Origin of the sequence: Yoonia sp. SS1-5 (assembly GCF_038443705.2) — a bacterium.
Classification (GTDB): domain Bacteria; phylum Pseudomonadota; class Alphaproteobacteria; order Rhodobacterales; family Rhodobacteraceae; genus Yoonia; species Yoonia rhodophyticola.
The window spans coordinates 3096495-3121642 of sequence record NZ_CP151767.2; the positions used below are offsets into that span (position 1 = coordinate 3096495).

The 25148-nt window shown below is 55.9% G+C and carries 19 protein-coding genes and 1 tRNA gene; 14 read left to right on the top strand and 6 right to left on the bottom strand.

The features are described 5' to 3' along the window. Nucleotides 1-66: 66 nt before the first annotated feature. Nucleotides 67-801, bottom strand: a complete 735-nt coding sequence (locus AABB31_RS16780) for a DUF374 domain-containing protein (protein WP_342077067.1) — start codon at nucleotides 799-801, stop codon at nucleotides 67-69. Nucleotides 802-880: 79 nt separating this feature from the next. Between AABB31_RS16780 and AABB31_RS16785 the strand changes: the two genes are divergently transcribed. The 6 genes from AABB31_RS16785 to rplA all read left to right on the top strand — a co-directional run bounded on the left by AABB31_RS16785 (nucleotide 881) and on the right by rplA (nucleotide 4212). Beyond that, nucleotides 881-956, top strand: a tRNA-Trp gene (locus tag AABB31_RS16785). 38 nt (nucleotides 957-994) lie between these two features. Continuing rightward, the gene (locus tag AABB31_RS16790; RefSeq protein ID WP_373635041.1) at nucleotides 995-1903 is read left to right on the top strand and encodes a hypothetical protein; all 909 of its coding nucleotides are present in this window, start codon (nucleotides 995-997) and stop codon (nucleotides 1901-1903) included. 54 nt (nucleotides 1904-1957) lie between these two features. Continuing rightward, entirely contained in the window at nucleotides 1958-2158 is a 201-nt protein-coding gene (gene secE / locus AABB31_RS16795) for a preprotein translocase subunit SecE (protein WP_342077065.1), read from the top strand. A 280-nt stretch (nucleotides 2159-2438) separates the two neighbouring features. Beyond that, nucleotides 2439-2969: a transcription termination/antitermination protein NusG gene (nusG, locus tag AABB31_RS16800; protein ID WP_342077064.1), complete on the top strand. Its 531-nt coding sequence runs from the start codon at nucleotides 2439-2441 to the stop codon at nucleotides 2967-2969. 116 nt (nucleotides 2970-3085) lie between these two features. After that, on the top strand, nucleotides 3086-3511 hold the full coding sequence (gene rplK / locus AABB31_RS16805) for a 50S ribosomal protein L11 (RefSeq protein WP_342077063.1): 426 nt from the start codon (nucleotides 3086-3088) through the stop codon (nucleotides 3509-3511). Further along, entirely contained in the window at nucleotides 3511-4212 is a 702-nt protein-coding gene (gene rplA / locus AABB31_RS16810) for a 50S ribosomal protein L1 (protein ID WP_342077062.1), read from the top strand. The genes rplK and rplA overlap by 1 nt, the downstream gene beginning before the upstream one ends. A gap of 121 nt (nucleotides 4213-4333) precedes the next feature. On the opposite strand, the gene AABB31_RS16815 is transcribed toward rplA, so the two are convergent. Both AABB31_RS16815 and AABB31_RS16820 read right to left on the bottom strand, forming a co-directional pair. Continuing rightward, nucleotides 4334-5047 carry a phytanoyl-CoA dioxygenase family protein gene (locus AABB31_RS16815; RefSeq protein WP_342077061.1) on the bottom strand — a complete coding sequence of 238 codons (714 nt, stop codon included), beginning with the start codon at nucleotides 5045-5047 and terminating at the stop codon, nucleotides 4334-4336. Nucleotides 5048-5220: 173 nt separating this feature from the next. Beyond that, entirely contained in the window at nucleotides 5221-6129 is a 909-nt protein-coding gene (locus AABB31_RS16820) for a DUF1963 domain-containing protein (protein WP_342077060.1), read from the bottom strand. A 467-nt stretch (nucleotides 6130-6596) separates the two neighbouring features. Here AABB31_RS16820 and rplJ point away from each other — a divergent pair, with 467 nt between their 5' ends. Then, nucleotides 6597-7109, top strand: coding sequence for a 50S ribosomal protein L10 (gene rplJ / locus AABB31_RS16825; RefSeq protein ID WP_342077059.1), 513 nt, complete (start codon nucleotides 6597-6599; stop codon nucleotides 7107-7109). Nucleotides 7110-7178: 69 nt separating this feature from the next. After that, entirely contained in the window at nucleotides 7179-7553 is a 375-nt protein-coding gene (gene rplL, locus AABB31_RS16830; RefSeq protein WP_342077058.1) for a 50S ribosomal protein L7/L12, read from the top strand. A 175-nt stretch (nucleotides 7554-7728) separates the two neighbouring features. On the opposite strand, the gene AABB31_RS16835 is transcribed toward rplL, so the two are convergent. Beyond that, the gene (locus tag AABB31_RS16835; protein ID WP_342077057.1) at nucleotides 7729-8184 is read right to left on the bottom strand and encodes a Rid family hydrolase; all 456 of its coding nucleotides are present in this window, start codon (nucleotides 8182-8184) and stop codon (nucleotides 7729-7731) included. A gap of 515 nt (nucleotides 8185-8699) precedes the next feature. Here AABB31_RS16835 and rpoB point away from each other — a divergent pair. Further along, nucleotides 8700-12839 (top strand): DNA-directed RNA polymerase subunit beta, encoded by a 4140-nt coding sequence (rpoB, locus tag AABB31_RS16840; protein WP_342077056.1) that lies wholly within the window; start codon nucleotides 8700-8702, stop codon nucleotides 12837-12839. Nucleotides 12840-12934: 95 nt separating this feature from the next. Beyond that, a complete protein-coding gene (gene rpoC / locus AABB31_RS16845; RefSeq protein WP_373635046.1) occupies nucleotides 12935-17194 on the top strand; it encodes a DNA-directed RNA polymerase subunit beta' in 4260 nt (1419 codons plus the stop codon). A 78-nt stretch (nucleotides 17195-17272) separates the two neighbouring features. Here the strand turns inward: rpoC and AABB31_RS16850 are convergent, their stop codons facing one another. Next, complete coding sequence (locus AABB31_RS16850; RefSeq protein WP_342077055.1) at nucleotides 17273-17842, bottom strand: hypothetical protein; 570 nt, start codon at nucleotides 17840-17842, stop codon at nucleotides 17273-17275. Nucleotides 17843-18222: 380 nt separating this feature from the next. Between AABB31_RS16850 and rpsL the strand changes: the two genes are divergently transcribed. The 4 genes from rpsL (at nucleotide 18223) to tuf (ending at nucleotide 22455) form a co-directional block, all read left to right on the top strand. After that, nucleotides 18223-18594, top strand: coding sequence for a 30S ribosomal protein S12 (gene rpsL, locus AABB31_RS16855; protein ID WP_045998418.1), 372 nt, complete (start codon nucleotides 18223-18225; stop codon nucleotides 18592-18594). Nucleotides 18595-18606: 12 nt separating this feature from the next. Then, on the top strand, nucleotides 18607-19077 hold the full coding sequence (gene rpsG / locus AABB31_RS16860) for a 30S ribosomal protein S7 (RefSeq protein WP_342077054.1): 471 nt from the start codon (nucleotides 18607-18609) through the stop codon (nucleotides 19075-19077). Nucleotides 19078-19092: 15 nt separating this feature from the next. Further along, complete coding sequence (gene fusA, locus AABB31_RS16865) at nucleotides 19093-21210, top strand: elongation factor G (protein WP_342077053.1); 2118 nt, start codon at nucleotides 19093-19095, stop codon at nucleotides 21208-21210. Nucleotides 21211-21279: 69 nt separating this feature from the next. After that, on the top strand, nucleotides 21280-22455 hold the full coding sequence (gene tuf / locus AABB31_RS16870) for an elongation factor Tu (RefSeq protein WP_342077052.1): 1176 nt from the start codon (nucleotides 21280-21282) through the stop codon (nucleotides 22453-22455). 322 nt (nucleotides 22456-22777) lie between these two features. On the opposite strand, the gene AABB31_RS16875 is transcribed toward tuf, so the two are convergent. Further along, a complete protein-coding gene (locus tag AABB31_RS16875) occupies nucleotides 22778-24997 on the bottom strand; it encodes a methyl-accepting chemotaxis protein (protein ID WP_342077051.1) in 2220 nt (739 codons plus the stop codon). Nucleotides 24998-25148: the final 151 nt, after the last annotated feature.

The following is a 25148-nucleotide window of genomic DNA, read 5'->3' on the forward strand; positions in this document are numbered from 1 at the left end:
AACGAAAGTGGTCTGCGCTTTGGGACGACCCTTGTTCAAATCCTTGCACATCTCTCACAAAGACCTCTACGGCCCCGCCGGCAGTCCCAGCGCCTTGTCGGCCTTTGCCGTCTGGGCCAGCAAAAAGGCCTGCATCTCGGACCGTAATGCTATCTGCTGCGCTGCATCCATCTTACGTGGCACTTCTGACGGAAACCGCGAGAACACGACCGACCCTTTTGTAAAGGGCAGCGGCACCAGCATCCTGTCCCAACTGTCCACCCGCTTGGCCCGCTGCGTGGCAAAGGCATAACTGAACACCGGTCGCCCGGTGGCCCGCGCCCAGTCGATTGGCGGGTCCTTCATGATCAGGGCAGGGCCTTCGGGCCCATCTGCCGTGATCCCGATACTGGTGCCTTCTTTCACCTGCTTCATGATCTGGCGTGATGTGGCCCGGTTGGATCGCTTTTCGCGCATCTCGAAGGGTTGCAGCCCTTGTTGGCGTTGCATCGCCCCGACGACGCGTCCAATGGGCGAACTGGTGTGGATGCTGGATAGCTGCCCGTCTTTGACCGGCCAGTGAAACGGACCCATCAGCAACCGGCTATGCCAAACGACCAGAATGATTGGTCCATCCGCAAGTGCGGCCTTTAACGCGTCCAGCCCCTGAATGTCCCAGCGTGTTGTCCGGTAGCACAGCCCGAAGTAACAGCGCGCGACAAACCCCAGTATCCAGGCGAGCGTCTTGGATTTTTCGAGCCGTTTGCGCAGCGACATGAGAACCGGGCCTTCATCCAGCAATTGTCCGCCCTGTTTCAACATTTCTTGGGGTGATGACAAGCCTGCCGCGTGTTCACTCTTGAACCGCTCCGCAATTCGGACTAACCCAACACCCGGTCATAGGGGTATAGCTCAGTTGGTAGAGCGGCGGTCTCCAAAACCGTAGGTCCCGGGTTCAAGTCCTGGTGCCCCTGCCAGACCAGATCACCGCCCGCCGGAGGATCGTTGTTTTCCCATGCATATCGCCAAGGATCGGCTGAGCATCGCGTTTCACGTGGGCGCCCATAAAACCGCAACGTCCCATCTGCAGCGGTCGCTGCGCGCGGCGTCTGATGCGTTGGCAGATCAGGGCGTGATGTATTACGGCCCCGATCATTTCCGGTTGCCCGGTCGGTCGCTGCCTGCGCTATTTGGCCAGAAAGCCACCCAGAAACGCGCCCCTGCCGATCAACTGGATCTGCTGCGCAAGGGCGGTCACCGGCTGATCATCAGCGAAGAGAATTTCATGGGCGTTCTGAACAGTCCGCGCCGCCGCCCCGTCAAGATGCGCTACCCCGAGGCCGGACGCCGCGTTGCCGACATCGCAACTGCCGTGGATGTTGGCGGGCTGGATGTCTTTCTGAGCATCCGGAATCCCGCGACCTTTCTGAACTCTGCCTATTGTCAGATGTTGCTGGGCGGCCGGGTGATGCCCTTTGCAAAATTCGCGCGGATCAACCCGATTGAAAGCGTCAATTGGCATTCATTGGCAAAGCGATTGAGCAGAGCGCGCGGCGTCAATCGGGTCGTGGTCTGGCGGTTCGAGGATTACGCGCCGCTCTTTCCGCGCATCTGTACGGCGCTGGCGGGTCCAGATGCGGGCGGGCTGATCGCCCCCTTGGCGCGGCGCATCCATGTGGGTCTGTCTGCGACCGCTGTTGCAGAGGTTCTGATGCAGGACGGAACGGGGGCTGATGACAGGGTCGCGAACCGTGCGCGTAAGGCACATCCGGTATCCGCTGACACCCCCCCTTTTGACGGTTTTGATACACATATTCATGGATTGGCAGATGCCGCATATTCCGGGCAGATCGCGGCAATCCGGGCACTCCCGAAGGTCACTTTTCTTGATCCTGCTGTCACGCCCGATACAGTGCGGTCTTGAAACTGCGCCGCAGACTTCGTATGTGCAGCCCTGTTTCCACAAAGGACCTCTGCCATGGCCATCGCCAATCCCGCCAAATTCATTCAGGAAGTCCGCGCCGAAATCGCCAAGGTGGTTTGGCCGACCCGTCGCGAGGTGATCCTGACCACGATCATGGTGTTCATCATGGCGGCTGTCACTGCGGTGTTCTTTTCCCTTGTAGATCTCCTGATCCGTAATGGACTGACCGGCGTTTTAAACTATTTCGGCGGCTAGGGCCGCAGTGATCGGGGCGGTATCCGGCGCTGGCCCACGGCCAGGACCGCCGCATCAAACCGTCTGGTCTATCGTTGGGGTTTCGCGGCCAGACCCGGGCAGAATATATCCCTCGCCCTCTTGAAAAACGGCAGGGTCGGCGGTATCAGCCACACAACTTCCGAAAATGGCGTGCGGCGAATCGTGTTGCGCGCCGCTTTTATTTTCGGCGGACAGCCATGCGGCTGGATGAACATGAAATTTCGGCCCGGTGGGTCGGCGACGACAGGGTGCCCTAAACATGGCAAAACGTTGGTATTCGGTGAGCGTTCTCTCGAATTTCGAGAAAAAGATCGCAGAAGAAATCCGCACCAAGGCGGAAGAGCGTGGTCTGGACGAACAGATCGACGAAGTGCTGGTGCCCACCGAAGAAGTCATCGAAATTCGGCGCAACAAGAAAGTCACCGCCGAGCGGCGCTTTATGCCTGGATATGTGCTTGTTCACATGGAAATGTCCGATGAGGGCTATCACCTGATCAACTCGATCAACCGCGTTACAGGCTTTCTTGGCCCCCAGGGTCGCCCGATGCCGATGCGTGACGCCGAGGTGCAGGCCATCCTTGGCCGCGTTCAGGAAGGCGAAGAAGCCCCGCGCACGCTCATCAATTTCGAGATCGGCGAGAAAGTCAAAGTCAACGATGGCCCGTTCGAGGATTTCGACGGGATGGTCGAGGAAGTGGACGAAGAGAACCAGCGCTTGAAGGTGACGGTCTCTATCTTTGGCCGGGCGACACCGGTCGAATTGGAATACACGCAGGTTACCAAACAGTAATCCGCGTGCTCAGACGTGGGAGGTCCGGATTTGATCCGCACCGAACCACGGCATCACCGCCCCAACCGGGGCAAATGTAGGTCGGGCAGGTCCCGACGCTGAAAAGGAGAAGGCCAATGGCCAAGAAGATTATGGGTACGCTCAAGCTGCAGGTTCCTGCAGGCCAGGCCAACCCGTCCCCACCCGTGGGTCCGGCGCTGGGTCAGCGCGGTATCAACATCATGGAATTCTGCAAGGCGTTCAACGCCAAGTCAGGCGATCTGGAGCCCGGTGCCCCATGCCCGACCGTGATCACCTATTATCAGGACAAGTCGTTCTCGATGGAAATCAAGACGCCGCCTGCGTCTTATTACATCAAGAAAGCGGCCAAGCTGAAATCTGGTTCGAAAGAACCGGGCAAGTCCGTTGCAGGCTCCATCACTGGTAAGCAGGTGCGCGAAATCGCCGAAGCAAAGATGAAGGATCTGAACGCCAACGATATCGAAGGCGCAATGCTGATCATCGCGGGTTCTGCCCGCTCTATGGGCATCGAGGTGAAGTAATGGCTAAGTTTGGTAAGCGCACAACTGCGGCCCGCGCCGCATTCGAGGGCAAGCACAACGTCACCGTTGAAGAAGCCGCTGCATTGGTCAAAGACAACGCCAAGGCAAAATTCGACGAATCCATCGAGATTGCGATGACACTGGGCGTTGACCCGCGTCACGCTGACCAGATGGTTCGCGGGACAGTCTCCCTGCCGCATGGCACTGGCAAAACCGTTCGCGTGGCTGTTTTTGCCCGCGGCGAAAAGGCCGAAGAAGCCAAGGCCGCCGGCGCTGATATCGTTGGTGCCGAGGATCTGATGGAAACCGTCCAGGGCGGCACCATCGAATTCGACCGTTGCATTGCAACACCTGATATGATGGCTGTTGTCGGTCGTCTGGGTAAGGTACTTGGCCCACGTAACCTGATGCCGAACCCGCGGGTTGGCACTGTGACCATGGACGTCAAGCAAGCTGTCGAGGACGCCAAAGGCGGTCAGGTGCAGTTCAAGGCGGAAAAGGCCGGTGTTGTACATGCGGGTATCGGCAAAGCGTCGTTCTCTGCCAAGCAAATCGAAGAGAACATGTTGGCCTTTGTTGACGCGGTTGGCAAAGCAAAGCCATCAGGTGCCAAGGGGACCTACATGAAAAAGATCGCCGTCAGCTCGACCATGGGTCCAGGCGTTTCCATCGACGTGTCCTCGGCAACCGGCAACGCGTAAAGCGCAGTACTGCGCATCTCGGCTAGAAAGGGCGGTCCATACGGGCCGCCCTTTGTTTTTTGTGACATGAAAATGGCAGGATAGCGGGACGAAGTTGCCGTTCGTATTCAGGCAACGAAGGTCAGGTTTCTGTAGTCTGCTCGCTCCATGACAAAGGCGGCGGTAGCTGAGACGCAGAAAAATCTATTCGCAATACTCTGCGGCCGGACGGCAACTGTGCTGGCTTTGATGAGTGCAACGTCAGCATCTTCAGTATCAATACATCGCCGCGCTTGGCCACGCATGTCTCAATTGGATGAGTGTTTGCCATTTCTTCTGCTTTTGCCGCAGGAACAATCCCAACTGAATGGCTTCCCACAGCTATCTCCATCGCTCCATTGGATTGATCAGCGTCATCCAAGTGAACCCGAACGAAAAGCATCTCATCCAAGATCGACTGTGGAGGTTCGCAGTGCCAAGTGCCTGACTTGTTAGTCCAATTGGTGTATCCAGCGACGTCTACCTTCTCAGCTACTGCGATGACCCGGTCTTGATGCCAAGGAACACCCCAGTTGGCGCTTTCGGACTTGTTGAACGCAACAATTCGCACAGGCATCGCTTTGGGAGTGAGACGTTGCACGGCACCCAACAGCGAGCTTTCCTCCGACAACGCGGCTCTCAAAGTCGCTGAGACATCAAGTCTTCGTCCTGCTTTCGCAGTGGCTGCAGTCGGATTATCGAAGAGCGCTAGGTCCTCTTCCGAAATGGCGTTCCTGAACCAGACACGACCACTTTCTTCAAATTCATCGCCAAGTGAATGTCCTGTTACCATGTCTTCCTGCTCTTCAATCGTCATCGAAGCTGACATTGGCTGCGTTGCAGAAAACTTGCAACTCGGGCTCGCTCCAGACCTTAGCCGCAAGTCGTTCGGATAGCGGTAAGGCGGACAAAGCGCCGTTTCGCTGCGGCTGCGCCAATGGCTGCTTGCGCGAAAGATCAGTTTTAGGACGGTTGCGACCTAAACGAGGATCAACCGCAATCCCAGGTCAGGTAGGCTTTCTGAAAGTCCCTATGCGCTAAGGCTTCATGGCTAATCATCACATTTAGCAATCCGGCGTCGCCTAAATTGATTTGATCATCACAGCCCAAGTGAAACAAAACGCGATCCAGGTGCCGACATGCGGGAAATTCGCCACGAACGTCATATTGTACAAAGGTAGGATGACCACCGACCCAATGGTCACCATACCCAGCCACAATCCGTTCCGACCTGTCCTCCCATTCTCCAAGAATTGCAGCGACCTCTTCGTTTTCAGGGAGCCTGTTCTCCATTGTTGGATCGTTCTTTTCGAACGGCCAGTTATATGGATTGCCGGGTGCCGTATCAGCTGCGAACGCCAATGGCAGCCCAACACACCTGGCAGTTTCGGAGAAGTCTCTTGTTTGACGTGTATTCTTCTGAATTTCACTAGGAATCTCAATGAGTTCATCCGTCTGAGGATCGGGATCCCATCGGATCACTCTGTCGCACGCGCCTGTATCATCGATCATCTCGAACGATGAAAATATTTGAAGTACTCCGCCTTTTGGGAATCCCTCAATTTGAGGCAGGTCAGCAAAATTTATTTGGGCAACTAGTGCCTTCGGGAAACTATTTGCATTTCTTGGCCAAACCGCATCGTTCCCTATAGCGAGTGGAGCGCCGCCGATCCTGCTTTCTTGTGGCGTCAGTGGAGGCCGATCCTGAACAGTGGCTTTGGCAATGGGTAGGTTGCTTTTCTCAATGTCATCCCAAAATGACCTCACTTCAGCGAGGGTGACATGAGGTGCTGCCTCTGCCTCCTTCCTTCGTTTTGGTTGCCAGACAAACCGATCCAACATGTGAACAACTGCAAAAAATGCGGCGATGACGACGACAAAATAAAGAACAGTACTCATGTACTTCCTCTCATACCAACACATGCTTTAAGGCAGCAAATTCTGACAATTGTGTGATTGTTCTGATAAAAATCCGAAAGCTGAGCAGACATTCATGCAGGGTGCAGCATCATGCAATTTGGGCTCGTAGCTGCCATTGATGTTCGTCTGCGCAACATCTACTCAGAGCCGCCTCTATAGCTGCTTGCCTTCCCGAACATTCCCTCTTTCTTTGATGGGCGAAGGCTTTTATACGATCCGCACGAGCAGCGGCCCGATTCGTCGGGATGCTGTTTGTATTCGTCCGAGACGGTGGGTCGGCCATGTGCCAGTAATTCCTGCCTGAGACGGGATAGACCAGATATCAAACCGTGGCTCTCTGCGGTCCAGGCTGGCTCAACCCCCGTATATGTGGACATCGACTGTCAGGCAGCGTGCTGCTTGGCAAAATTGAGCCGGGGGGAAACCCCCAAACTTGGAGTGAAACTGTGGATAGAGCACAAAAAGAACAGCTGGTTGACGACCTCGGCCAGATCTTTGAAAGCTCTGGCGTTGTAGTGGTTGCCCACTACGAAGGCATGACAGTTGCTGAAATGCAGGACCTGCGCGCAAACATGCGTGAAGCGGGCGGTTCCGTGCGCGTTGCCAAGAACAAGCTCGCCAAGATTGCCCTTGAAGGTAAGCCATGCGCAAGCATCGCCGAATACCTGACAGGCATGACCGTGCTTGCCTATTCCGAAGACCCTGTGGCTGCGGCCAAGGTCGTCGACAAGTACGCCAAGGATAACGAAAAGCTCGTCATCCTCGGTGGTGCTATGGGTGATCAAGCACTTGATCCTGCTGGTGTGAAATCAGTTGCCGGTATGCCAAGCCGTGAAGAGCTTATTGCTTCGATCGTTGGCTGCATTGGTGCACCTGCTTCCAACATCGCCGGGGCCATTGGCGCGCCTGCTTCGAACATCGCGAGCATTCTTTCGACCATCGAAGAGAAAGCTGCATAAAGCATCTGAATTGACTTGAGGGCCTGTCCCTCACGTTGGAACACACATAACGGAAACGGAAAGCATAAAATGGCTGATCTGAAAAAACTGGCTGAAGAGATCGTTGGTCTGACCCTTCTCGAAGCACAAGAACTGAAAACAATCCTCAAAGACGAGTACGGCATCGAGCCTGCCGCTGGTGGCGCTGTCATGATGGCAAGTCCAGCGGATGGCGGCGGCGAAGCTGCTGCTGAGAAGACTGAATTTGATGTTGTGCTGAAAAACGCTGGCGCATCAAAAATCAACGTCATCAAAGAAGTGCGCAGCATCACCGGTCTTGGCCTGAAAGAAGCCAAGGATCTGGTCGAAGCTGGCGGCAAGATCAAAGAAGGCGCGTCCAAGGACGAAGCCGAAGAGATCAAAGGCAAGCTGGAAGCAGCTGGCGCCGAAGTCGAACTGGCCTAAGCCACCTCGATTTGATCAAAAAGAACCGGGTCGCGTCATGCGGCCCGGTTTTTTGTTGCCCGGCCAGATAGTGGCGCACGCGATCATTGGTTTTGAACCTGCCCGGCGGTTCAAAGAGGCCGGCTCATTGCGCGGCGGTCCGGGCAGGTGTCGTTGGATCGGGCAGGGGGCGGCGTTACTTGACGCCGATACACTCCACCTCGACCCGCGCCCCAAGTGCCAGGCCACTGGCGGCAAAAGCAGCCCGCGCGGGGAACCGGCCGGCTTCGAAATAGTTTACATAGACGCCGTTGAATGCGCCCCATTCGGAAATATCTGCGAGGATCACGGTGCATTTCACCAGATTTTCCAGAGTATACCCGTGCGCCTCCAGTGACGTCTTGATGTTGTCCATAACTTGCTTGGATTCACCTTCAATCCCGCCTTCGGCAAGTTCAAGCGTGCCGGGCACATTCCCGATTTGGCCGGATACATAAAGCGTGTCGCCTGCCACAACGAGTTCCGAGAATGGCAAGTCTGTCGGCAGCACCGCGCCCGAGTTCAGGTATTCCACATGCCCATCGGCCAATGCCGTTGCGGCTGGCAAGGTGATCGCCAGTGCGGCGGCGGCAATGCTGTGTGATAATTTCATGTCATTCGTCCCCTGTTTTGTCGAAGGCTCGGGTATCAGCGAGCCGGGTTTTTGTAAGCGGCCGGCATGTCCGGCCCTACAAAAATGTTAGGACGCAAGTTTCCGCAAAGTCGAGAGAAAAGAGAACATGTCCACCTTCCTGACGCCCGCTTAGCGCCCGAAAGTGGCGTTGCCGGTTGCTTAGGCGCCGTCGCCTGACAACCGTGCTTGACGCATCACCGTTCGTCCTATTGACAAAATCCCATTGATTTTCTGGATGGACCTTGAACTTCGGGCGAATCTCACTTAGTTGGACCGCTCAGGCCCGCACAACATTCGGAAATATACAATCTGGTTTATTTGAAACTTATCTTTCAAAGCGCCCAATCCTGTGCGCTTTGATAGGTAAGTTGATCGTTTCGGGAGAGGTGTTTGGGATACACCTCAGGTATTGGAACGGTCCTTTCCTCAATCGGACGTGTGTTTTGGTTGCCCGACCAAAGCGCGCGTTCTGACATTATGGAGACCCGGCAAACATGGCTTCAACGTTCCTTGGTCAGAAACGCCTGCGTAAGTACTACGGTAAAATCCGCGAAGTACTTGAAATGCCGAACCTTATTGAGGTTCAAAAATCATCCTACGATCTGTTCCTGCGCTCTGGCGACAGTGATACACCGCTTGACGGTCAAGGCATCAAAGGTGTCTTCCAGTCCGTTTTCCCGATCAAGGATTTCAATGAAACCGCTGTGCTTGAATTCGTCAAGTACGAGCTGGAAAAACCGAAATACGATGTTGAGGAATGTCAGCAGCGTGACATGACCTACAGCGCCCCGTTGAAGGTCACCCTGCGTCTGATCGTGTTCGATGTGGACGAAGACACAGGCGCGAAGTCCGTCAAGGACATCAAGGAACAAGACGTCTTCATGGGCGACATGCCTTTGATGACCCCGAACGGCACTTTTGTCGTCAACGGTACAGAGCGTGTGATCGTATCCCAGATGCACCGCTCCCCCGGCGTTTTCTTTGACCACGACAAGGGTAAGACCCATTCGTCTGGTAAGCTTTTGTTCGCCTGCCGCATCATCCCATATCGCGGTAGCTGGCTGGACTTTGAATTTGACGCCAAGGATCTGGTGTTCTGCCGTATTGACCGTCGTCGTAAATTGCCTGTGACAACCCTGCTTTATGCGCTGGGTCTGGACCAGGAAGGCATCATGAATGCCTATTACAACACCGTCGATTATAACCTCGATAAAAAGGCGAACGCCTGGCAGACCAAGTTCTTCCCAGAGCGTGTGCGCGGCACCCGCCCCGCCTTTGATCTGGTCGACGCCAAGACAGGTGAAGTCATCGCGAAAGCCGGTGAAAAGGTCACCCCGCGTTCAGTGAAAAAGCTGATTGATGCCGGCGAAGTGACTGATCTGCTTGTCCCTTACGAGCAGATTGTCGGTAAATTCGTCGCACAAGACATCATCAACGAAGAAAACGGCGCGATCTATGTCGAAGCTGGTGATGAACTTACTGTCGAAGTCGACAAGGACGGCGAAGTTACTGGTGGTACGCTCAAGGAACTGGTTGATGCGGGCATCACCACGATCCCTGTGCTGGACATCGATAACGTGACTGTGGGCGCCTATATGCGCAACACGATGGCGGCGGATAAGAACATGAACCGCGAAACCGCGCTCATGGATATCTACCGCGTCATGCGTCCGGGTGAGCCACCCACCGTCGACAGTGCGTCGGCCTTGTTTGACACGCTTTTCTTCGACTCAGAACGTTATGACCTGTCTGCGGTTGGTCGCGTGAAGATGAACATGCGTCTGGATCTGGATGCCGAAGACACCATGCGCACCTTGCGCAAGGAAGACATCGTCGCCTGTATCAAGGCGCTGGTTGAGCTGCGCGATGGCAAGGGTGATGTCGATGACATTGACCACCTCGGCAACCGTCGTGTCCGTTCCGTTGGCGAGCTGATGGAAAACCAGTATCGCGTTGGTCTGTTGCGCATGGAGCGCGCGATCAAGGAACGCATGTCATCCGTCGAAATCGACACGGTGATGCCGCAGGACCTGATCAACGCCAAGCCTGCCGCTGCGGCTGTGCGTGAGTTCTTTGGCTCGTCCCAGCTCTCGCAGTTCATGGACCAAACCAACCCACTTTCCGAAGTCACGCACAAGCGTCGCCTGTCAGCCCTTGGGCCCGGCGGTCTGACCCGCGAACGCGCTGGTTTTGAAGTGCGCGACGTGCACCCAACCCACTATGGCCGCATGTGCCCGATTGAAACGCCGGAAGGGCCAAACATCGGTCTGATCAACTCGCTGGCCACATTCGCGCGCGTGAACAAATACGGCTTTATCGAAACACCCTATCGCAAGGTTGTCGAAGGCAAGGTGACAGACGAAGTCAGCTATATGTCCGCGACCGAGGAAATGCGTCACACTGTGGCGCAGGCCAACGCGAATATGAATGACGAAGGTGCGTTCAACAACGAACTGGTCTCGACCCGTAAGAACGGTGACTACACGCTGTCCCCGCGCGAAAACGTTGACTTGATTGACGTGTCGCCCAAGCAGCTTGTCTCTGTTGCGGCTTCGCTTATCCCGTTCCTGGAAAACGACGATGCGAACCGGGCCCTGATGGGATCGAACATGCAACGTCAGGCGGTTCCACTTCTGCAGGCCGAAGCCCCGTTGGTGGGTACAGGTATCGAAGAAGTGGTCGCCCGCGACAGTGGTGCGGCGATCATGGCGAAACGCGCCGGGATCATCGACCAGGTTGATGCACAGCGGATCGTCATTCGCGCCACGTCTGATTTGGAACTCGGCGATGCCGGCGTCGACATCTACCGGATGCGTAAATTCCAGCGGTCTAACCAAAACACCTGTATCAACCAGCGTCCGCTGGTGAAGGTGGGTGACACTGTTCTGAAAGGCGAAGTGATTGCCGACGGTCCATCCACGGATATCGGTGAATTGGCGCTTGGTAAGAACGTGGTCGTCGCATTCATGCCCTGGAACGGCTACAACTACGAAGACTCGATCCTGATTTCCGAACGCATTGTGCGTGACGATGTCTTCACCTCGATCCATATCGAGGAATTCGAAGTCGCCGCCCGCGATACCAAGCTGGGGCCAGAGGAAATTACCCGCGACATCCCAAACGTGGGTGAGGAAGCACTGCGCAACCTGGATGAGGCCGGTATCGTCTATATCGGGGCCGAAGTTGGCCCAGCGGACATTCTGGTTGGCAAGATCACACCAAAGGGCGAAAGCCCGATGACGCCGGAAGAAAAGCTTCTCCGCGCCATCTTTGGTGAGAAAGCATCCGATGTGCGCGATACATCCCTGCGCCTGCCGCCCGGTGATTTCGGGACGGTCGTTGAGGTGCGCGTGTTCAACCGCCATGGTGTGGAAAAAGACGAACGTGCGTTACAGATCGAGCGGGAAGAAGTTGAACGCCTCGCCCGTGACCGCGACGACGAATTGGTGATCCTGGATCGGAACATCTATGCCCGTCTCAAAGATATGATCATCGGCAAGGAAGCGGTGAAAGGTCCCAAAGGGTTCAAGTCAAACTCTGTCGTGACCGAAGAATCGCTGGAACCGTTCAGCCGCGGCCAGTGGTGGCAAATCGCGCTGAAGGATGAAGCTGACGCACAGGTCGTTGAAGCCCTGAACGAACAGTATGAAATCCAGAAGCGCGCCATGGATGCGCGGTTCGAGGACAAAGTCGAAAAAGTCCGCCGTGGTGACGATTTGCCACCGGGCGTGATGAAGATGGTCAAAGTCTTCGTCGCGGTGAAGCGTAAGCTGCAGCCGGGCGATAAGATGGCCGGTCGTCACGGGAACAAAGGTGTGATTTCCAAGGTTGTGCCAATGGAAGACATGCCGTTCCTCGCAGACGGGACACCAGTGGATTTCTGTCTGAACCCGCTGGGCGTGCCGTCACGGATGAACGTCGGTCAGATTCTTGAAACCCATATGGGTTGGGCCGCGCGCGGTCTGGGGCTGCAAATCGACGACGCTTTGGGTGAGTACCGCCGCTCTGGCGATCTGACCCCTGTGCGTGATGCGATGAAGATCGTCTATGGCGACAATGTCTATGACGAAGGCATCGCAGGCATGGATGAAGACCAGCTGGTTGAGGCGGCGGGCAACGTGACCCGTGGTGTGCCGATCGCAACGCCTGTTTTTGACGGTGCGAAGGAGGCTGATGTGAACGACGCGCTGGTGCGTGCCGGGTTCAGCACATCCGGTCAGTCGATCTTGTTTGATGGCCGCACGGGTGAGCAGTTCAGCCGCCCTGTGACCGTCGGCGTCAAGTATCTGCTGAAATTGCATCACCTTGTCGATGATAAGATCCACGCGCGTTCCACTGGGCCTTACAGCCTTGTCACGCAGCAACCTCTGGGTGGTAAAGCCCAGTTCGGCGGCCAGCGTTTCGGGGAGATGGAAGTCTGGGCATTGGAAGCCTATGGCGCGGCCTACACGCTGCAAGAGATGCTGACCGTGAAGTCGGATGACGTCGCAGGGCGGACGAAAGTGTACGAGTCCATTGTCAAGGGCGAAGACAATTTCGAAGCCGGTGTGCCAGAGTCGTTCAACGTGCTCGTGAAAGAAGTCCGGGGCCTCGGCCTCAACATGGAACTCCTGGATGCGGAGGATGAGGAATAAGAGTTTTCGTGACGAAAACTCTTACGCATTGAAAAGTCTTCGTTTCGAAGACTTTTCGCACCCCATCCGATGCACCCCAATTCAAGGAATTGAAGATGAACCAGGAACTGACAAACAACCCGTTTAACCCGCTCACCCCGGCGAAAACGTTTGACGAAATCAAGGTCTCGTTGGCCTCACCCGAACGGATCCTGTCGTGGTCCTTTGGTGAGATCAAGAAGCCGGAAACCATCAACTACCGCACGTTCAAGCCAGAGCGTGACGGACTTTTCTGTGCGCGTATCTTTGGCCCGATCAAAGACTACGAATGTCTGTGCGGCAAATATAAGCGCATGAAATATCGCGGTGTTGTCTGCGAAAAATGCGGCGTAGAAGTTACCCTGCAAAAGGTCCGCCGCGAGCGGATGGGCCATATTGAGCTGGCTGCTCCGGTTGCGCACATCTGGTTCCTGAAATCGCTGCCATCCCGCATCGGCCTGATGCTGGACATGACGTTGCGCGATCTGGAACGCATCCTTTATTTCGAAAACTACGTTGTGATCGAACCCGGCCTGACGGATCTGACCTATGGTCAGTTGATGACCGAGGAAGAATTCAACGACGCGCAGGACCTTTACGGCATGGATGCATTCCAGGCCAATATCGGGGCCGAAGCGATCCGCGAAATGCTGTCCCAGATTGATCTGGAAAGCGAAGCAGAACAACTGCGCGCGGACCTGAAAGAAGCGACAGGCGAATTGAAGCCCAAGAAGATCATCAAGCGTTTGAAGATCGTCGAAAGTTTCCTTGAGTCTGGCAACCGCCCTGAATGGATGGTTCTGACCGTGATCCCTGTGATCCCGCCGGAACTGCGCCCTCTGGTTCCACTCGACGGCGGCCGTTTTGCCACATCCGATCTGAACGATCTGTATCGTCGTGTGATCAACCGGAACAATCGTCTGAAGCGTCTGATCGAACTGCGCGCACCTGACATCATCGTCCGTAACGAAAAGCGGATGCTGCAGGAATCTGTGGATGCGTTGTTTGACAACGGCCGTCGTGGTCGTGTGATCACTGGTGCGAACAAGCGCCCGCTGAAATCACTGTCAGACATGCTGAAGGGTAAGCAAGGTCGTTTCCGTCAGAACCTTTTGGGGAAACGCGTCGACTTCTCTGGCCGTTCGGTGATTGTGACCGGCCCGGAACTGAAGCTGCACCAATGTGGTCTGCCCAAGAAAATGGCGCTGGAGCTGTTCAAGCCGTTCATCTATTCGCGGCTTGAGGCCAAAGGCCTGTCTTCCACAGTGAAGCAAGCCAAGAAACTGGTCGAAAAAGAACGTCCAGAAGTCTGGGATATCCTCGACGAGGTCATTCGCGAACACCCAGTCATGCTGAACCGTGCGCCTACGCTGCACCGCTTGGGCATCCAGGCGTTTGAACCTGTCCTGATCGAAGGTAAAGCCATTCAGCTGCACCCACTGGTCTGTTCGGCCTTTAACGCTGACTTTGATGGCGACCAGATGGCGGTTCACGTGCCGCTGAGCCTTGAGGCACAGCTGGAAGCCCGCGTTCTGATGATGTCTACGAATAACGTGCTGTCACCGTCCAACGGTGCGCCAATCATCGTGCCATCGCAGGATATGATCCTTGGTCTGTACTACACGACCATCATGCGTGAAGGCATGAAGGGTGAAGGCCTGACATTCTCGGATATCGAGGAAGTTGAACATGCTTTGACCGCTGGCGAAGTGCATCTGCACGCCAAGATCAATGCGCGTATTCCGCAGATTGATGACGAAGGCAACGAGGTGCTGACGCGCTTTGAAACCACACCTGGCCGTTTGCGTCTGGGGTCGTTGTTGCCGCTGAATGCCAAAGCGCCATTTGCCTTGGTCAACCGCTTGCTGCGCAAGAAAGAAGTGCAGCAGGTGATTGATACGGTCTACCGCTATTGTGGTCAGAAGGAATCCGTCATTTTCTGCGACCAGATCATGACAATGGGTTTCCGCGAGGCGTTCAAGGCCGGCATTTCCTTCGGTAAGGACGACATGGTTGTACCTGACACCAAGTGGGACCTCGTGAACGAGACCCGCGAGCAGGTGAAGGATTTCGAACAGCAATATATGGACGGCCTGATCACCCAGGGTGAGAAGTACAACAAGGTTGTCGATGCCTGGTCGAAGTCAAACGACAAGGTCACTGACGCGATGATGGCCACGATTGGGACCACCCCAACCATGGAAGATGGATCAGAGGGTGAGCCGAACTCGGTTTACATGATGGCCCACTCCGGTGCCCGTGGTTCGGTGACGCAGATGAAGCAGCTGGGCGGGATGCGCGGCCTGATGGCCAAGCCGAACGGTGAGATCATCGAAACGCCAATCATCTCGAACTTTAAGGAAGGTCTGACCGTTCTTGAGTACTTCAACTCCACCCACGGTGCCCGTAAGGGGCTGTCGGATACGGCGTTGAAAACGGCGAACTCTGGTTACCTGACACGTCGTCTGGTTGACGTCGCTCAGGATTGTATCGTCCGCGAGGTCGATTGTGGCACCGAGACATCCATCACTGCTGAAGCAGCCGTGAACGATGGTGAAGTTGTTGCATCACTGGCCGAACGTGTGCTGGGCCGTGTTGCTGCCGAAGAGGTTATTAAGCCCGGCACAGACGAAGTCATCGTCGAGCTGGGTGAGTTGATCGACGAACGCAAGGCGGACATGATTGATACGTCCGGCATCACCAAGATGCGCATTCGGTCGCCACTGACCTGCGAAAGCGAAGATGGCGTCTGTGCAATGTGCTACGGTCGTGACCTGGCACGCGGGACACGGGTGAACATTGGTGAGGCTGTCGGCATCATCGCCGCCCAGTCCATTGGTGAACCTGGTACGCAGCTGACCATGCGGACATTCCACATTGGTGGTGTTGCGCAAGGTGGCCAGCAGTCCTTCCTCGAGGCGTCACAGCCCGGCCTGATCCGGTTTGATAACGCAAACCTGTTGGAAAACGCCAATGGCGAAATGGTCGTGATGGGCCGGAACATGACCCTGTCGATCACCGACAAGGAAGGCACCGAACTAGCCAGCCACAAGGTCGGTTATGGGTCCAAAGTGTTTGTCAAAGACGGTCAGGATTGTCTGCGCGGCGACAAGCTGTTTGAATGGGATCCATACACGCTGCCGATCATCGCTGAAAAGTCAGGTACGGCGAAATATGTCGATCTGGTCAACGGTATCGCTGTCCGCGAAGAAACCGATGACGCAACGGGCATGACCCAGCGCATCGTTTCCGACTGGCGTGCGGCACCAAAGGGCAATGAGCTTGCACCAAAGATCATTGTTGTTGGCGCAGACGGGGAACCAGCGTTGAAAGACGACGGCAACCCGGTGTCTTACGGCATGTCCGTTGACGCGGTTCTGTCTGTTGAAGACGGGCAAGAGGTGAAAGCCGGTGACGTTGTCGCCCGTATCCCACGCGAGGGTGCGAAGACAAAAGACATCACCGGTGGTCTGCCACGTGTGGCCGAATTGTTCGAAGCCCGTCGTCCGAAAGATCATGCAATCATCGCCGAAATCGATGGCTATGTGCGCTTTGGCAAGGACTACAAGAACAAGCGTCGCATCGCGATTGAGTCTGCGGATGATGCAGATATCAAGGTCGAATACATGGTGCCCAAGGGCAAGCACATCCCGGTTGTGGAAGGTGATTTTGTCCAGAAGGGTGACTACATCATGGACGGCAACCCGGCCCCGCACGATATTCTTGCGGTTATGGGTGTCGAGGCCTTGGCTGACTACATGATCGACGAGGTTCAGGACGTGTATCGCCTGCAGGGCGTGAAGATCAACGATAAGCATATCGAAGTGATCGTGCGTCAGATGCTCCAGAAATGGGAAATTCAGGACAGTGGTGACACGGTTCTGCTGAAAGGCGAAAACGTTGATAAGGCCGAGTTTGATGAAGCCAACGCCAAGGCGCTTGCACGGGGCGACCGCCCTGCGCAGGGTGAGCCGATCTTGTTGGGTATCACCAAGGCGTCCTTGCAGACCCGTTCGTTCATCTCTGCCGCATCGTTTCAGGAAACCACGCGTGTGCTGACCGAGGCTTCGGTTCAGGGCAAACGTGACAAGCTGATCGGCCTGAAAGAGAACGTCATCGTGGGCCGCCTGATCCCAGCGGGGACAGGTGGGGCGACCCAGCAGATGCGCCGGGTTGCGGCTGACCGTGACAATGTCGTCATCGAAGCCCGTCGGGAAGAGGCCGAAGAAGCCGCCCGTCTTGCAGCGCCGATGGAAATGGCAAGCGATACAAGCGACGCAAACGTGTTCAGCGATGATCTGGTCGTGGACACTCCCGAAGGGGACGGCGACGCATAAGCGACGTTGATTGCAGAATTTGAAAAGGCCCGGGCAATGACCCGGGCCTTTTCTGTTGCGAAAGCAGAGTTGCTGAGCCTAGCGGCGCTCACCAAAGAAGACACCGTCGACATCAATATCAAAGTCGCCGCGGGCTTCGCCTGTCACGGACCCGTATACAGCATCACCAAAACCGCGATCATCGCGAACAGAACCGCGCAAATCCAGGAACATATCCGCTTCCAGCGCCTGACCGTTGTTATCAACAGCCGAGATTTCGCCGCTCGCACCGGCATCAAGCGCGCCGCTATTCTCGACACCAGCGATTTGCAACGTGCCGCCCAGGCGTTGATCAGGGCGGCCGGACTGATCAATCAGATTGATGTCGCTGATACTGCCGCTGATCCGGTTGCTCGCAAATCCGACATCCATGCGCATGTCCCCAACAATACTGCCCAACGTGTCGCCGGAAAGGTCGGCGCCGATCTGGCCGTCATAGGTGACCGTCCCGGTGGGGACGTCAATCGGGGCCGTCACCGGCAAGGCAGAAACGCGGGCCGCCTCGACAAAGGCGCGATCCACGTCGCGACTGGTCACGGTGGGTGGATTCGGTGTGGCACAGGCGGCGACAGCGGCAAGACTGGCAGTCAGGATAAGAACGCGCGGCATGGGGGATGCTCCTTGATGTGTTCGGGGTGTTCGTAAAAGCTGTAGAAAGGTAGAAAACACGCCCGAATGCTCAGCAATAACGGTTGTTTGCTATCTGCTAACAACGGCCTTGCAGACCAGTATTCCCGCGCTGTTGACAGCAAAACCGCAACCGCCTATACGCCGCTCATCCGGGCGGGGGTCTCCTCCATTTGTCCCGATATCAACGTTGTCGTAGTCAAGAACCGGGCCACTATCGTCTTGTTCCTCTGAATACCCACCGCACCGAACCTCCGGTAAGGGTTCGACTGCGGAATTTTTGTGCTTTCCACGACGGAAAGTGCGTTTTGAAACCTCCGCGCTTGCCGGGCGCACATGTGAATAGATGGGAACATCACACGATGCCAACGATTCAGCAGCTGATCCGCAAGCCGCGCCAGCCGAAAGTCAACAAATCCAAGTCCATGCACCTGGAATCCTGCCCACAGAAGCGTGGCGTTTGCACACGCGTCTACACAACCACACCAAAGAAGCCGAACTCGGCCATGCGGAAAGTCGCCAAGGTGCGTCTGACCAACGGCTTTGAGGTCATCTCTTACATCCCCGGTGAAAGCCACAACCTTCAGGAACACTCTGTTGTTCTGATCCGTGGCGGCCGTGTAAAAGACCTTCCCGGTGTGCGTTACCACATTCTGCGCGGTGTGCTTGATACCCAAGGTGTCAAAGACCGTAAGCAACGCCGTTCGAAATACGGCGCGAAGCGTCCTAAGTAAGGGAAATCATAGATGTCACGTCGTCACGCCGCTGAAAAACGCGAAGTTCTGCCAGACGCAAAGTTTGGCGATATCGTTCTGACCAAGTTCATGAACAACCTGATGATCGACGGCAAGAAAGCCGTCGCTGAACGCATCGTCTACAACGCCTTTGATCGCGTTGAAGACAAGCTGAAGAAATCCCCTGTGGAAGTCTTCCACGAGAGCCTGGACAACATCAAACCATCCGTCGAAGTGCGTTCGCGCCGCGTCGGTGGTGCGACCTATCAGGTGCCTGTCGAAGTCCGCCCCGAGCGCCGCGAAGCGCTGGCCATCCGCTGGCTGATCGCTGCTGCGAAAAAGCGCAACGAGAACACCATGGAAGAGCGTCTTGCAGGCGAGCTGATGGATGCGGTCAATGGCCGTGGCACAGCCGTCAAGAAACGTGAAGACACCCACAAGATGGCCGATGCGAACAAAGCATTCAGCCACTACCGCTGGTAAGAGGAAGTACCTGATATGGCACGCGACTATCCCCTCGAACTTTATCGGAACTTTGGCATCATGGCGCATATTGACGCCGGTAAGACCACATGTTCCGAGCGTATCCTGTATTACACAGGTAAATCCCACAACATCGGCGAAGTGCATGATGGTGCGGCCACCATGGACTGGATGGAGCAAGAGCAGGAACGGGGTATTACAATTACGTCCGCTGCGACCACCACATTCTGGGAACGCACTGAAAACGGTACTGAGGCAGACAGCCCCAAGCACCGTCTGAACATCATCGACACCCCTGGCCACGTTGACTTCACCATCGAAGTTGAACGTTCGCTTGCCGTTCTTGACGGCGCCGTGTGTGTTCTTGACGCCAACGCCGGTGTTGAGCCACAGACGGAAACTGTTTGGCGTCAGGCTGACCGGTACAAGGTGCCGCGCATGGTGTTCGTCAACAAAATGGACAAGATCGGCGCTGACTTCTTCAAGTGCGTTGAAATGGTCGAAGACCGCACAGGCGCCCGCGCTATCCCTGTTGCTTTCCCAATTGGTGCCGAAACCGAGCTGGAAGGCCTGGTTGATCTGGTCACCATGGAAGAATGGCTGTGGCAGGGCGAAGACCTTGGCGCGTCATGGGTCAAGGCACCTATTCGTGACAGCCTGAAGGATCAGGCCGACGAATGGCGCAACAAGTTGATCGAAGCTGCCGTTGAGCAGGACGATGACGCGATGATGGAATATCTGGAAGGCAACGAGCCTGACGTACCAACCCTGCGCGCTCTGGTGCGCAAAGGGTGCCTGTCCATGTCATTCGTGCCTGTTCTGGGTGGCTCTGCGTTCAAGAACAAGGGCGTTCAGCCCCTGTTGAATGCTGTTGTGGACTATCTGCCAAGCCCGCTCGACGTTGTGGATTACATGGGCTTTAAACCCGGTGACGAGACGGAAACACGTGATATCGCCCGCCGTGCGGATGATGACATGGCGTTCTCTGGTCTTGCGTTCAAAATCATGAACGACCCGTTTGTGGGGTCTTTGACTTTCACCCGGATCTACTCCGGTAAGTTGGTCAAGGGCGACAACCTGCTCAACTCCACCAAAGGTGGGAAAGAGCGTGTGGGCCGCATGATGATGATGCACTCCAACGATCGCGAGGAAATCAACGAAGCCTTTGCAGGCGATATCATCGCGCTGGGTGGTCTGAAGAACACCACAACCGGTGACACGCTGTGTGATCCGCAAGACCCGGTTGTTCTGGAAACAATGACCTTCCCCGATCCTGTGATCGAGATTGCCGTTGAGCCCAAGACAAAAGCCGACCAGGAAAAGATGGGTATCGCCCTGCAGCGCTTGTCGGCCGAGGATCCGTCCTTCCGCGTGGAAACTGACCTTGAATCCGGTCAGACCATCATGAAGGGTATGGGCGAATTGCACCTCGACATTCTTGTCGACCGCATGAAGCGCGAGTTCAAGGTCGAGGCCAATATCGGTGCGCCGCAGGTGGCCTACCGTGAAACCATTGGCCACGAAGTTGAGCACTCGTACACCCACAAGAAGCAGTCTGGTGGGTCTGGTCAGTTCGCCGAGGTGAAAATGATCATCTCGCCGACAGAGCCGGGCGAAGGGTATTCGTTCGAAAGCCGCATCGTTGGTGGTTCCGTGCCCAAGGAATACATCCCGGGTGTTGAAAAAGGCATCCTGTCTGTCATGGATAACGGCCCGTTGGCTGGCTTCCCCGTGATCGACTTCAAGGTGGCCTTGATCGACGGTAAGTTCCACGATGTTGACTCCAGCATCATGGCGTTCGAGATCGCAGCCCGGATGTGTATGCGTGAAGGCATGCGCAAGGCTGGCGCGAAGCTGCTAGAGCCGATCATGAAGGTCGAGGTAGTGACACCCGAGGACTATACTGGCGGGATCATCGGTGACCTGACATCACGCCGCGGCATGGTGCAGGGTCAGGACACACGGGGCAACGCGATTGTCATCGACGCGATGGTGCCGCTGGCGAATATGTTCGGCTACATCAACACGCTGCGTTCCATGTCTTCGGGCCGCGCGCAGTTTACGATGCAGTTCGATCACTATGATCCGGTGCCAAGCAACATCTCTGAAGAGATCCAAGCGAAATACGCCTAAGCCCTCGGGCTTGGGTGCCCCGGACCCGGTTCCGGGGCCTCATGAAATAGAATATTTAAGGAGGCCATCATGGCTAAGGCAAAGTTTGAACGCAATAAACCGCACGTTAACATTGGCACGATTGGCCACGTTGACCACGGGAAGACGACGCTGACAGCGGCGATCACGAAGTATTTTGGCGACTTCCAGGCCTATGACCAGATCGACGGCGCGCCCGAAGAAAAGGCCCGCGGGATCACGATCTCGACCGCTCACGTTGAGTATGAGACCGAGTCGCGTCACTACGCCCATGTCGACTGCCCCGGCCACGCCGACTACGTCAAGAACATGATCACCGGTGCGGCGCAGATGGATGGCGCCATCCTGGTTGTGAACGCAGCCGACGGCCCGATGCCACAGACGCGCGAGCACATCCTGCTCGGCCGTCAGGTGGGCATCCCCTACATGGTCGTCTACATGAACAAAGTTGACCAGGTCGACGACGAAGAGCTGCTGGAACTGGTGGAAATGGAAATCCGCGAGCTTCTGTCCTCTTACGAATATCCTGGCGATGATATCCCTGTGATCCCTGGTTCGGCCCTGGCCGCCATGGAAGAGCGTGACGACAATATCGGCAAAGAATCCATCGAAAAGCTGATGGCCGCTGTTGATGAATACATCCCAACGCCTGCCCGTGCGGTTGACCTGCCATTCCTGATGCCAATCGAGGATGTGTTCTCGATTTCTGGCCGCGGGACAGTTGTAACCGGCCGTGTGGAACGTGGCGTGATCAATGTCGGTGACGAGATTGAAATCGTGGGTATCCGCGACACCAAGAAGACGACCTGCACAGGCGTTGAAATGTTCCGCAAGCTGCTGGACAGCGGCGAAGCTGGCGACAACATCGGTGCGTTGCTGCGCGGTGTTGACCGTGACGGTGTTGAGCGTGGTCAGATCCTGTGTAAGCCGGGTTCCGTCAAGCCACACACCAAGTTCGAAGCAGAAGCCTATATCCTGACCAAGGAAGAAGGCGGGCGTCACACGCCGTTCTTCGCGAACTACCGTCCACAGTTCTACTTCCGGACCACAGACGTGACCGGCACGGTTGAGCTGCCAGCGGGCACCGAAATGGTGATGCCGGGCGACAACCTGAAGTTCAACGTTGAGCTGATTGCTCCAATTGCGATGGAAGATGGTCTGCGTTTCGCGATCCGCGAAGGCGGCCGGACTGTTGGCGCGGGTGTTGTCTCCAAAATTGTAGAGTAAGCCACAGGCTTACTCGCAATTCAGGAGCGTGAGTGGCAGGCGTTTGCAAAGCAAATGCCGGGAACGCACCTGGTAGCCAAATCGGACGCAACGCCGTTCCTGACGTGATCCGGGACATCCCAGAGTAACAAAGGCCGCCTCGAATGAGGCGGCCTTTTTGCATTGCGCTTGGTTAGCGGCGAAACGACCTTGGCGCTTCTCGGCACAGAGCCAGACAGACCTACACCTTGGCCAAGGGATGAATGGTGTCGACGGTGCCGAGGCGTTCAAGGTGGTTTGCCCGTCCGATGCCACCAAAGAATGACCGATATAAAGTTCGCGTTTAGGCAGCGCTTTCATAGCTTTGGGTATCATTAATTCGGAAATGCCCACCCGCTTCGGATAGTTCAGCAACGCTGACATTCAGGGCCTGACTGTTCTGTGTTGCAGTTTCGACCATCGCCGCGTTTTGTTGCGTCACCTTGTCCAGTACCGAAACACCGACATTTATCTCGGTCAGGGAGTTTGATTGTTCCTCGACGCTTGATGCAATTTGGGCGGTAAGCTGGGATATGTGACTGATCCGGTCAATAATAGTTGTGAGCGTCTGGCCGGCTTCACCGACCAATTGTGATCCACGCTCGACATGCGCAGTGCTGCCGTCGATAAGTTCCTTGATCTGACGGGATGCATCCGTCGACCGCTGGGCCAGGGCCCGGACCTCCGAGGCGACGACAGCAAAGCCGCGGCCCGCCTCGCCCGCCCGGGCAGCTTCGACGCCAGCATTCAAGGCCAGCAGGTTGGTCTGAAATGCAATGTCATTGATCACACCGGTAATTTGCGAAATTGCCGCGGATGACGCCTCTATCTCGCCCATTGCGGCGACGGCATCGCGTACAACCGGCGCGCTGTTTGTCGCGTCACGCCGTGCCACGTCAACCACCGCTTCCACTTCCTTGGCGCCGGTTGCTGCTGATTTGACGCTGGTGGTCAACTCATCAAGGGCGGCGGCTGTCTCTTCCAGCGTTGCGGCCTGATTTTCGGTTCTGCGCAAAAGGTCATTTGATGACGCCGCGATAACGTCAGACCCATCACGGATAGACTTTGTATTGATGATCATTGTTGCCACAGTCGATGACAGCCGCGCGAGCGAGCGATTGTAATTATTGCGTAGCGGTTCGAATTCGGCCGCAAATGTCATGTTGATCGTTTGGGTCAAGTCACCTTCGGCCAGACTGTTCAGGGCGGTATTCAGCCGATCAACGACACGCTCTTGTTCGGCGTGCTGCTGCAGCCTTGTGCGTTCAAGACGGTCGGTTTCGTCAAGCTTGTCGCGGAAGGCAACCAATGTCGAGGCGATCCGCCCGATCTCATCCCCACGATTGGTATCAGCGACGTCGATGTCGGGCGCGCGATCCGCGATTTTTGTCATAGCGTATCCCAGACGCGTCAGCGGTCGGGTTACACTTGCCGCAAATAGGATCCCCAGAAGCCCGGCAATCCCAATCCCAACGGCGCCGATGACGATCATGACATTGCGCAGCCTTTGCGTCGGGCCCAGTACCTCGGCCACATCTATTTCGGCCACAAGACGCCAGCCGAGATCCAGTACATTGGCGCTGTGCGACAGGGTGACCACATCGGCGCCCCGGTAGCCGCGAACATTTGTCAGCACGATATCTTCTGCGTCCGCAAAGCGTGCGAGCCTGTCTGCATCAATCAATTGCGAGAGCATCGCAGGACCATCCGCGAAACGTGAACCCGACCGGGTCCGCCCCATGGGACCGATCGCCACAATCTCGCCCGTTTCCATTAAGCCGGCCTCGTTGCTGAGAATGGTTGTCATCAGATCCAGCGGCAGTTGAATGGCAAACACACCAATGACATCACCCCATTCCCCAACAACCGGTGTTGCAATAAAGGCGGCCGGCGCATTGGCGCTTGGCGCATATGGCGTGAAATCCTCGATCGCCAGTGTTCCGGGTTCCAGCGCAAGTGCGGCTTGATATGCACGCCCCAACCCGCTGTCCGCATATGGACCCTCGAGAAAGTTGGTCGCAAAATCCGCTTCTTTGTAGACGGAGTAGATCAGGTCGCCGTCAGTGTTGAACAAGAACACATCATAGTAGCCATCTGTGTCTTTGAGGTTCCGAAAGAAGGGATGCAAATTGCCATGTTGCAGGTGGTAGGGATGTGATGCCTCTGGTTCGACAAGTTCGTCGCGTTCCCCCAGACCAAAGGGATTGTCGGTGATGTATACCTGGTGCAGCATCGTCATCGGATCCTCACCCAACAAGCGAAATGTGTTGGTGAATGCAACGACAGCCTCTTGAACGGTGGGGTCTGATCCGTAGCCGATCAAATCATCCTCCATCCCGTCTGCCCAGCGTTCCAACTGTGCCGCCCGTTCCAACATCAAGAGGCTTAACCGGTCCTCTGCCTGTTCCAGCAAGGTTGCGCGCGATTGTGTAAAGGCGAACAGCGAAATTGATGCCCCCACCAAGAAGCAAAGCGAGACAATCACCACCGGCAGTTTTGTCGCGATATTGACGGAGTTCAGCATTGCAGTTACTCTTCCTATTCGAACCAATTCGAACTCATAAAGACAATGTCTTTCGGAATTGTTATCCACCGCAGCCACCAACGCGCCCTTCTCCGGCCTCGCCGGTATTTTGGCCAGACAACATGCAGAATCCCACTTGCATATTACATGC

Coding starts and splice junctions, on each gene's coding strand:
- AABB31_RS16780 (WP_342077067.1), bottom strand. CDS start 801: ATGTTGAAACAGGGCGGACAATTGCTGGATGAAGGCCCGGTTCTCATG.
- AABB31_RS16790 (WP_373635041.1), top strand. CDS start 995: ATGCATATCGCCAAGGATCGGCTGAGCATCGCGTTTCACGTGGGCGCC.
- secE (WP_342077065.1), top strand. CDS start 1,958: ATGGCCATCGCCAATCCCGCCAAATTCATTCAGGAAGTCCGCGCCGAA.
- nusG (WP_342077064.1), top strand. CDS start 2,439: ATGGCAAAACGTTGGTATTCGGTGAGCGTTCTCTCGAATTTCGAGAAA.
- rplK (WP_342077063.1), top strand. CDS start 3,086: ATGGCCAAGAAGATTATGGGTACGCTCAAGCTGCAGGTTCCTGCAGGC.
- rplA (WP_342077062.1), top strand. CDS start 3,511: ATGGCTAAGTTTGGTAAGCGCACAACTGCGGCCCGCGCCGCATTCGAG.
- AABB31_RS16815 (WP_342077061.1), bottom strand. CDS start 5,047: ATGACGATTGAAGAGCAGGAAGACATGGTAACAGGACATTCACTTGGC.
- AABB31_RS16820 (WP_342077060.1), bottom strand. CDS start 6,129: ATGAGTACTGTTCTTTATTTTGTCGTCGTCATCGCCGCATTTTTTGCA.
- rplL (WP_342077058.1), top strand. CDS start 7,179: ATGGCTGATCTGAAAAAACTGGCTGAAGAGATCGTTGGTCTGACCCTT.
- AABB31_RS16835 (WP_342077057.1), bottom strand. CDS start 8,184: ATGAAATTATCACACAGCATTGCCGCCGCCGCACTGGCGATCACCTTG.
- rpoB (WP_342077056.1), top strand. CDS start 8,700: ATGGCTTCAACGTTCCTTGGTCAGAAACGCCTGCGTAAGTACTACGGT.
- rpoC (WP_373635046.1), top strand. CDS start 12,935: ATGAACCAGGAACTGACAAACAACCCGTTTAACCCGCTCACCCCGGCG.
- AABB31_RS16850 (WP_342077055.1), bottom strand. CDS start 17,842: ATGCCGCGCGTTCTTATCCTGACTGCCAGTCTTGCCGCTGTCGCCGCC.
- rpsL (WP_045998418.1), top strand. CDS start 18,223: ATGCCAACGATTCAGCAGCTGATCCGCAAGCCGCGCCAGCCGAAAGTC.
- rpsG (WP_342077054.1), top strand. CDS start 18,607: ATGTCACGTCGTCACGCCGCTGAAAAACGCGAAGTTCTGCCAGACGCA.
- fusA (WP_342077053.1), top strand. CDS start 19,093: ATGGCACGCGACTATCCCCTCGAACTTTATCGGAACTTTGGCATCATG.
- tuf (WP_342077052.1), top strand. CDS start 21,280: ATGGCTAAGGCAAAGTTTGAACGCAATAAACCGCACGTTAACATTGGC.
- AABB31_RS16875 (WP_342077051.1), bottom strand. CDS start 24,997: ATGCTGAACTCCGTCAATATCGCGACAAAACTGCCGGTGGTGATTGTC.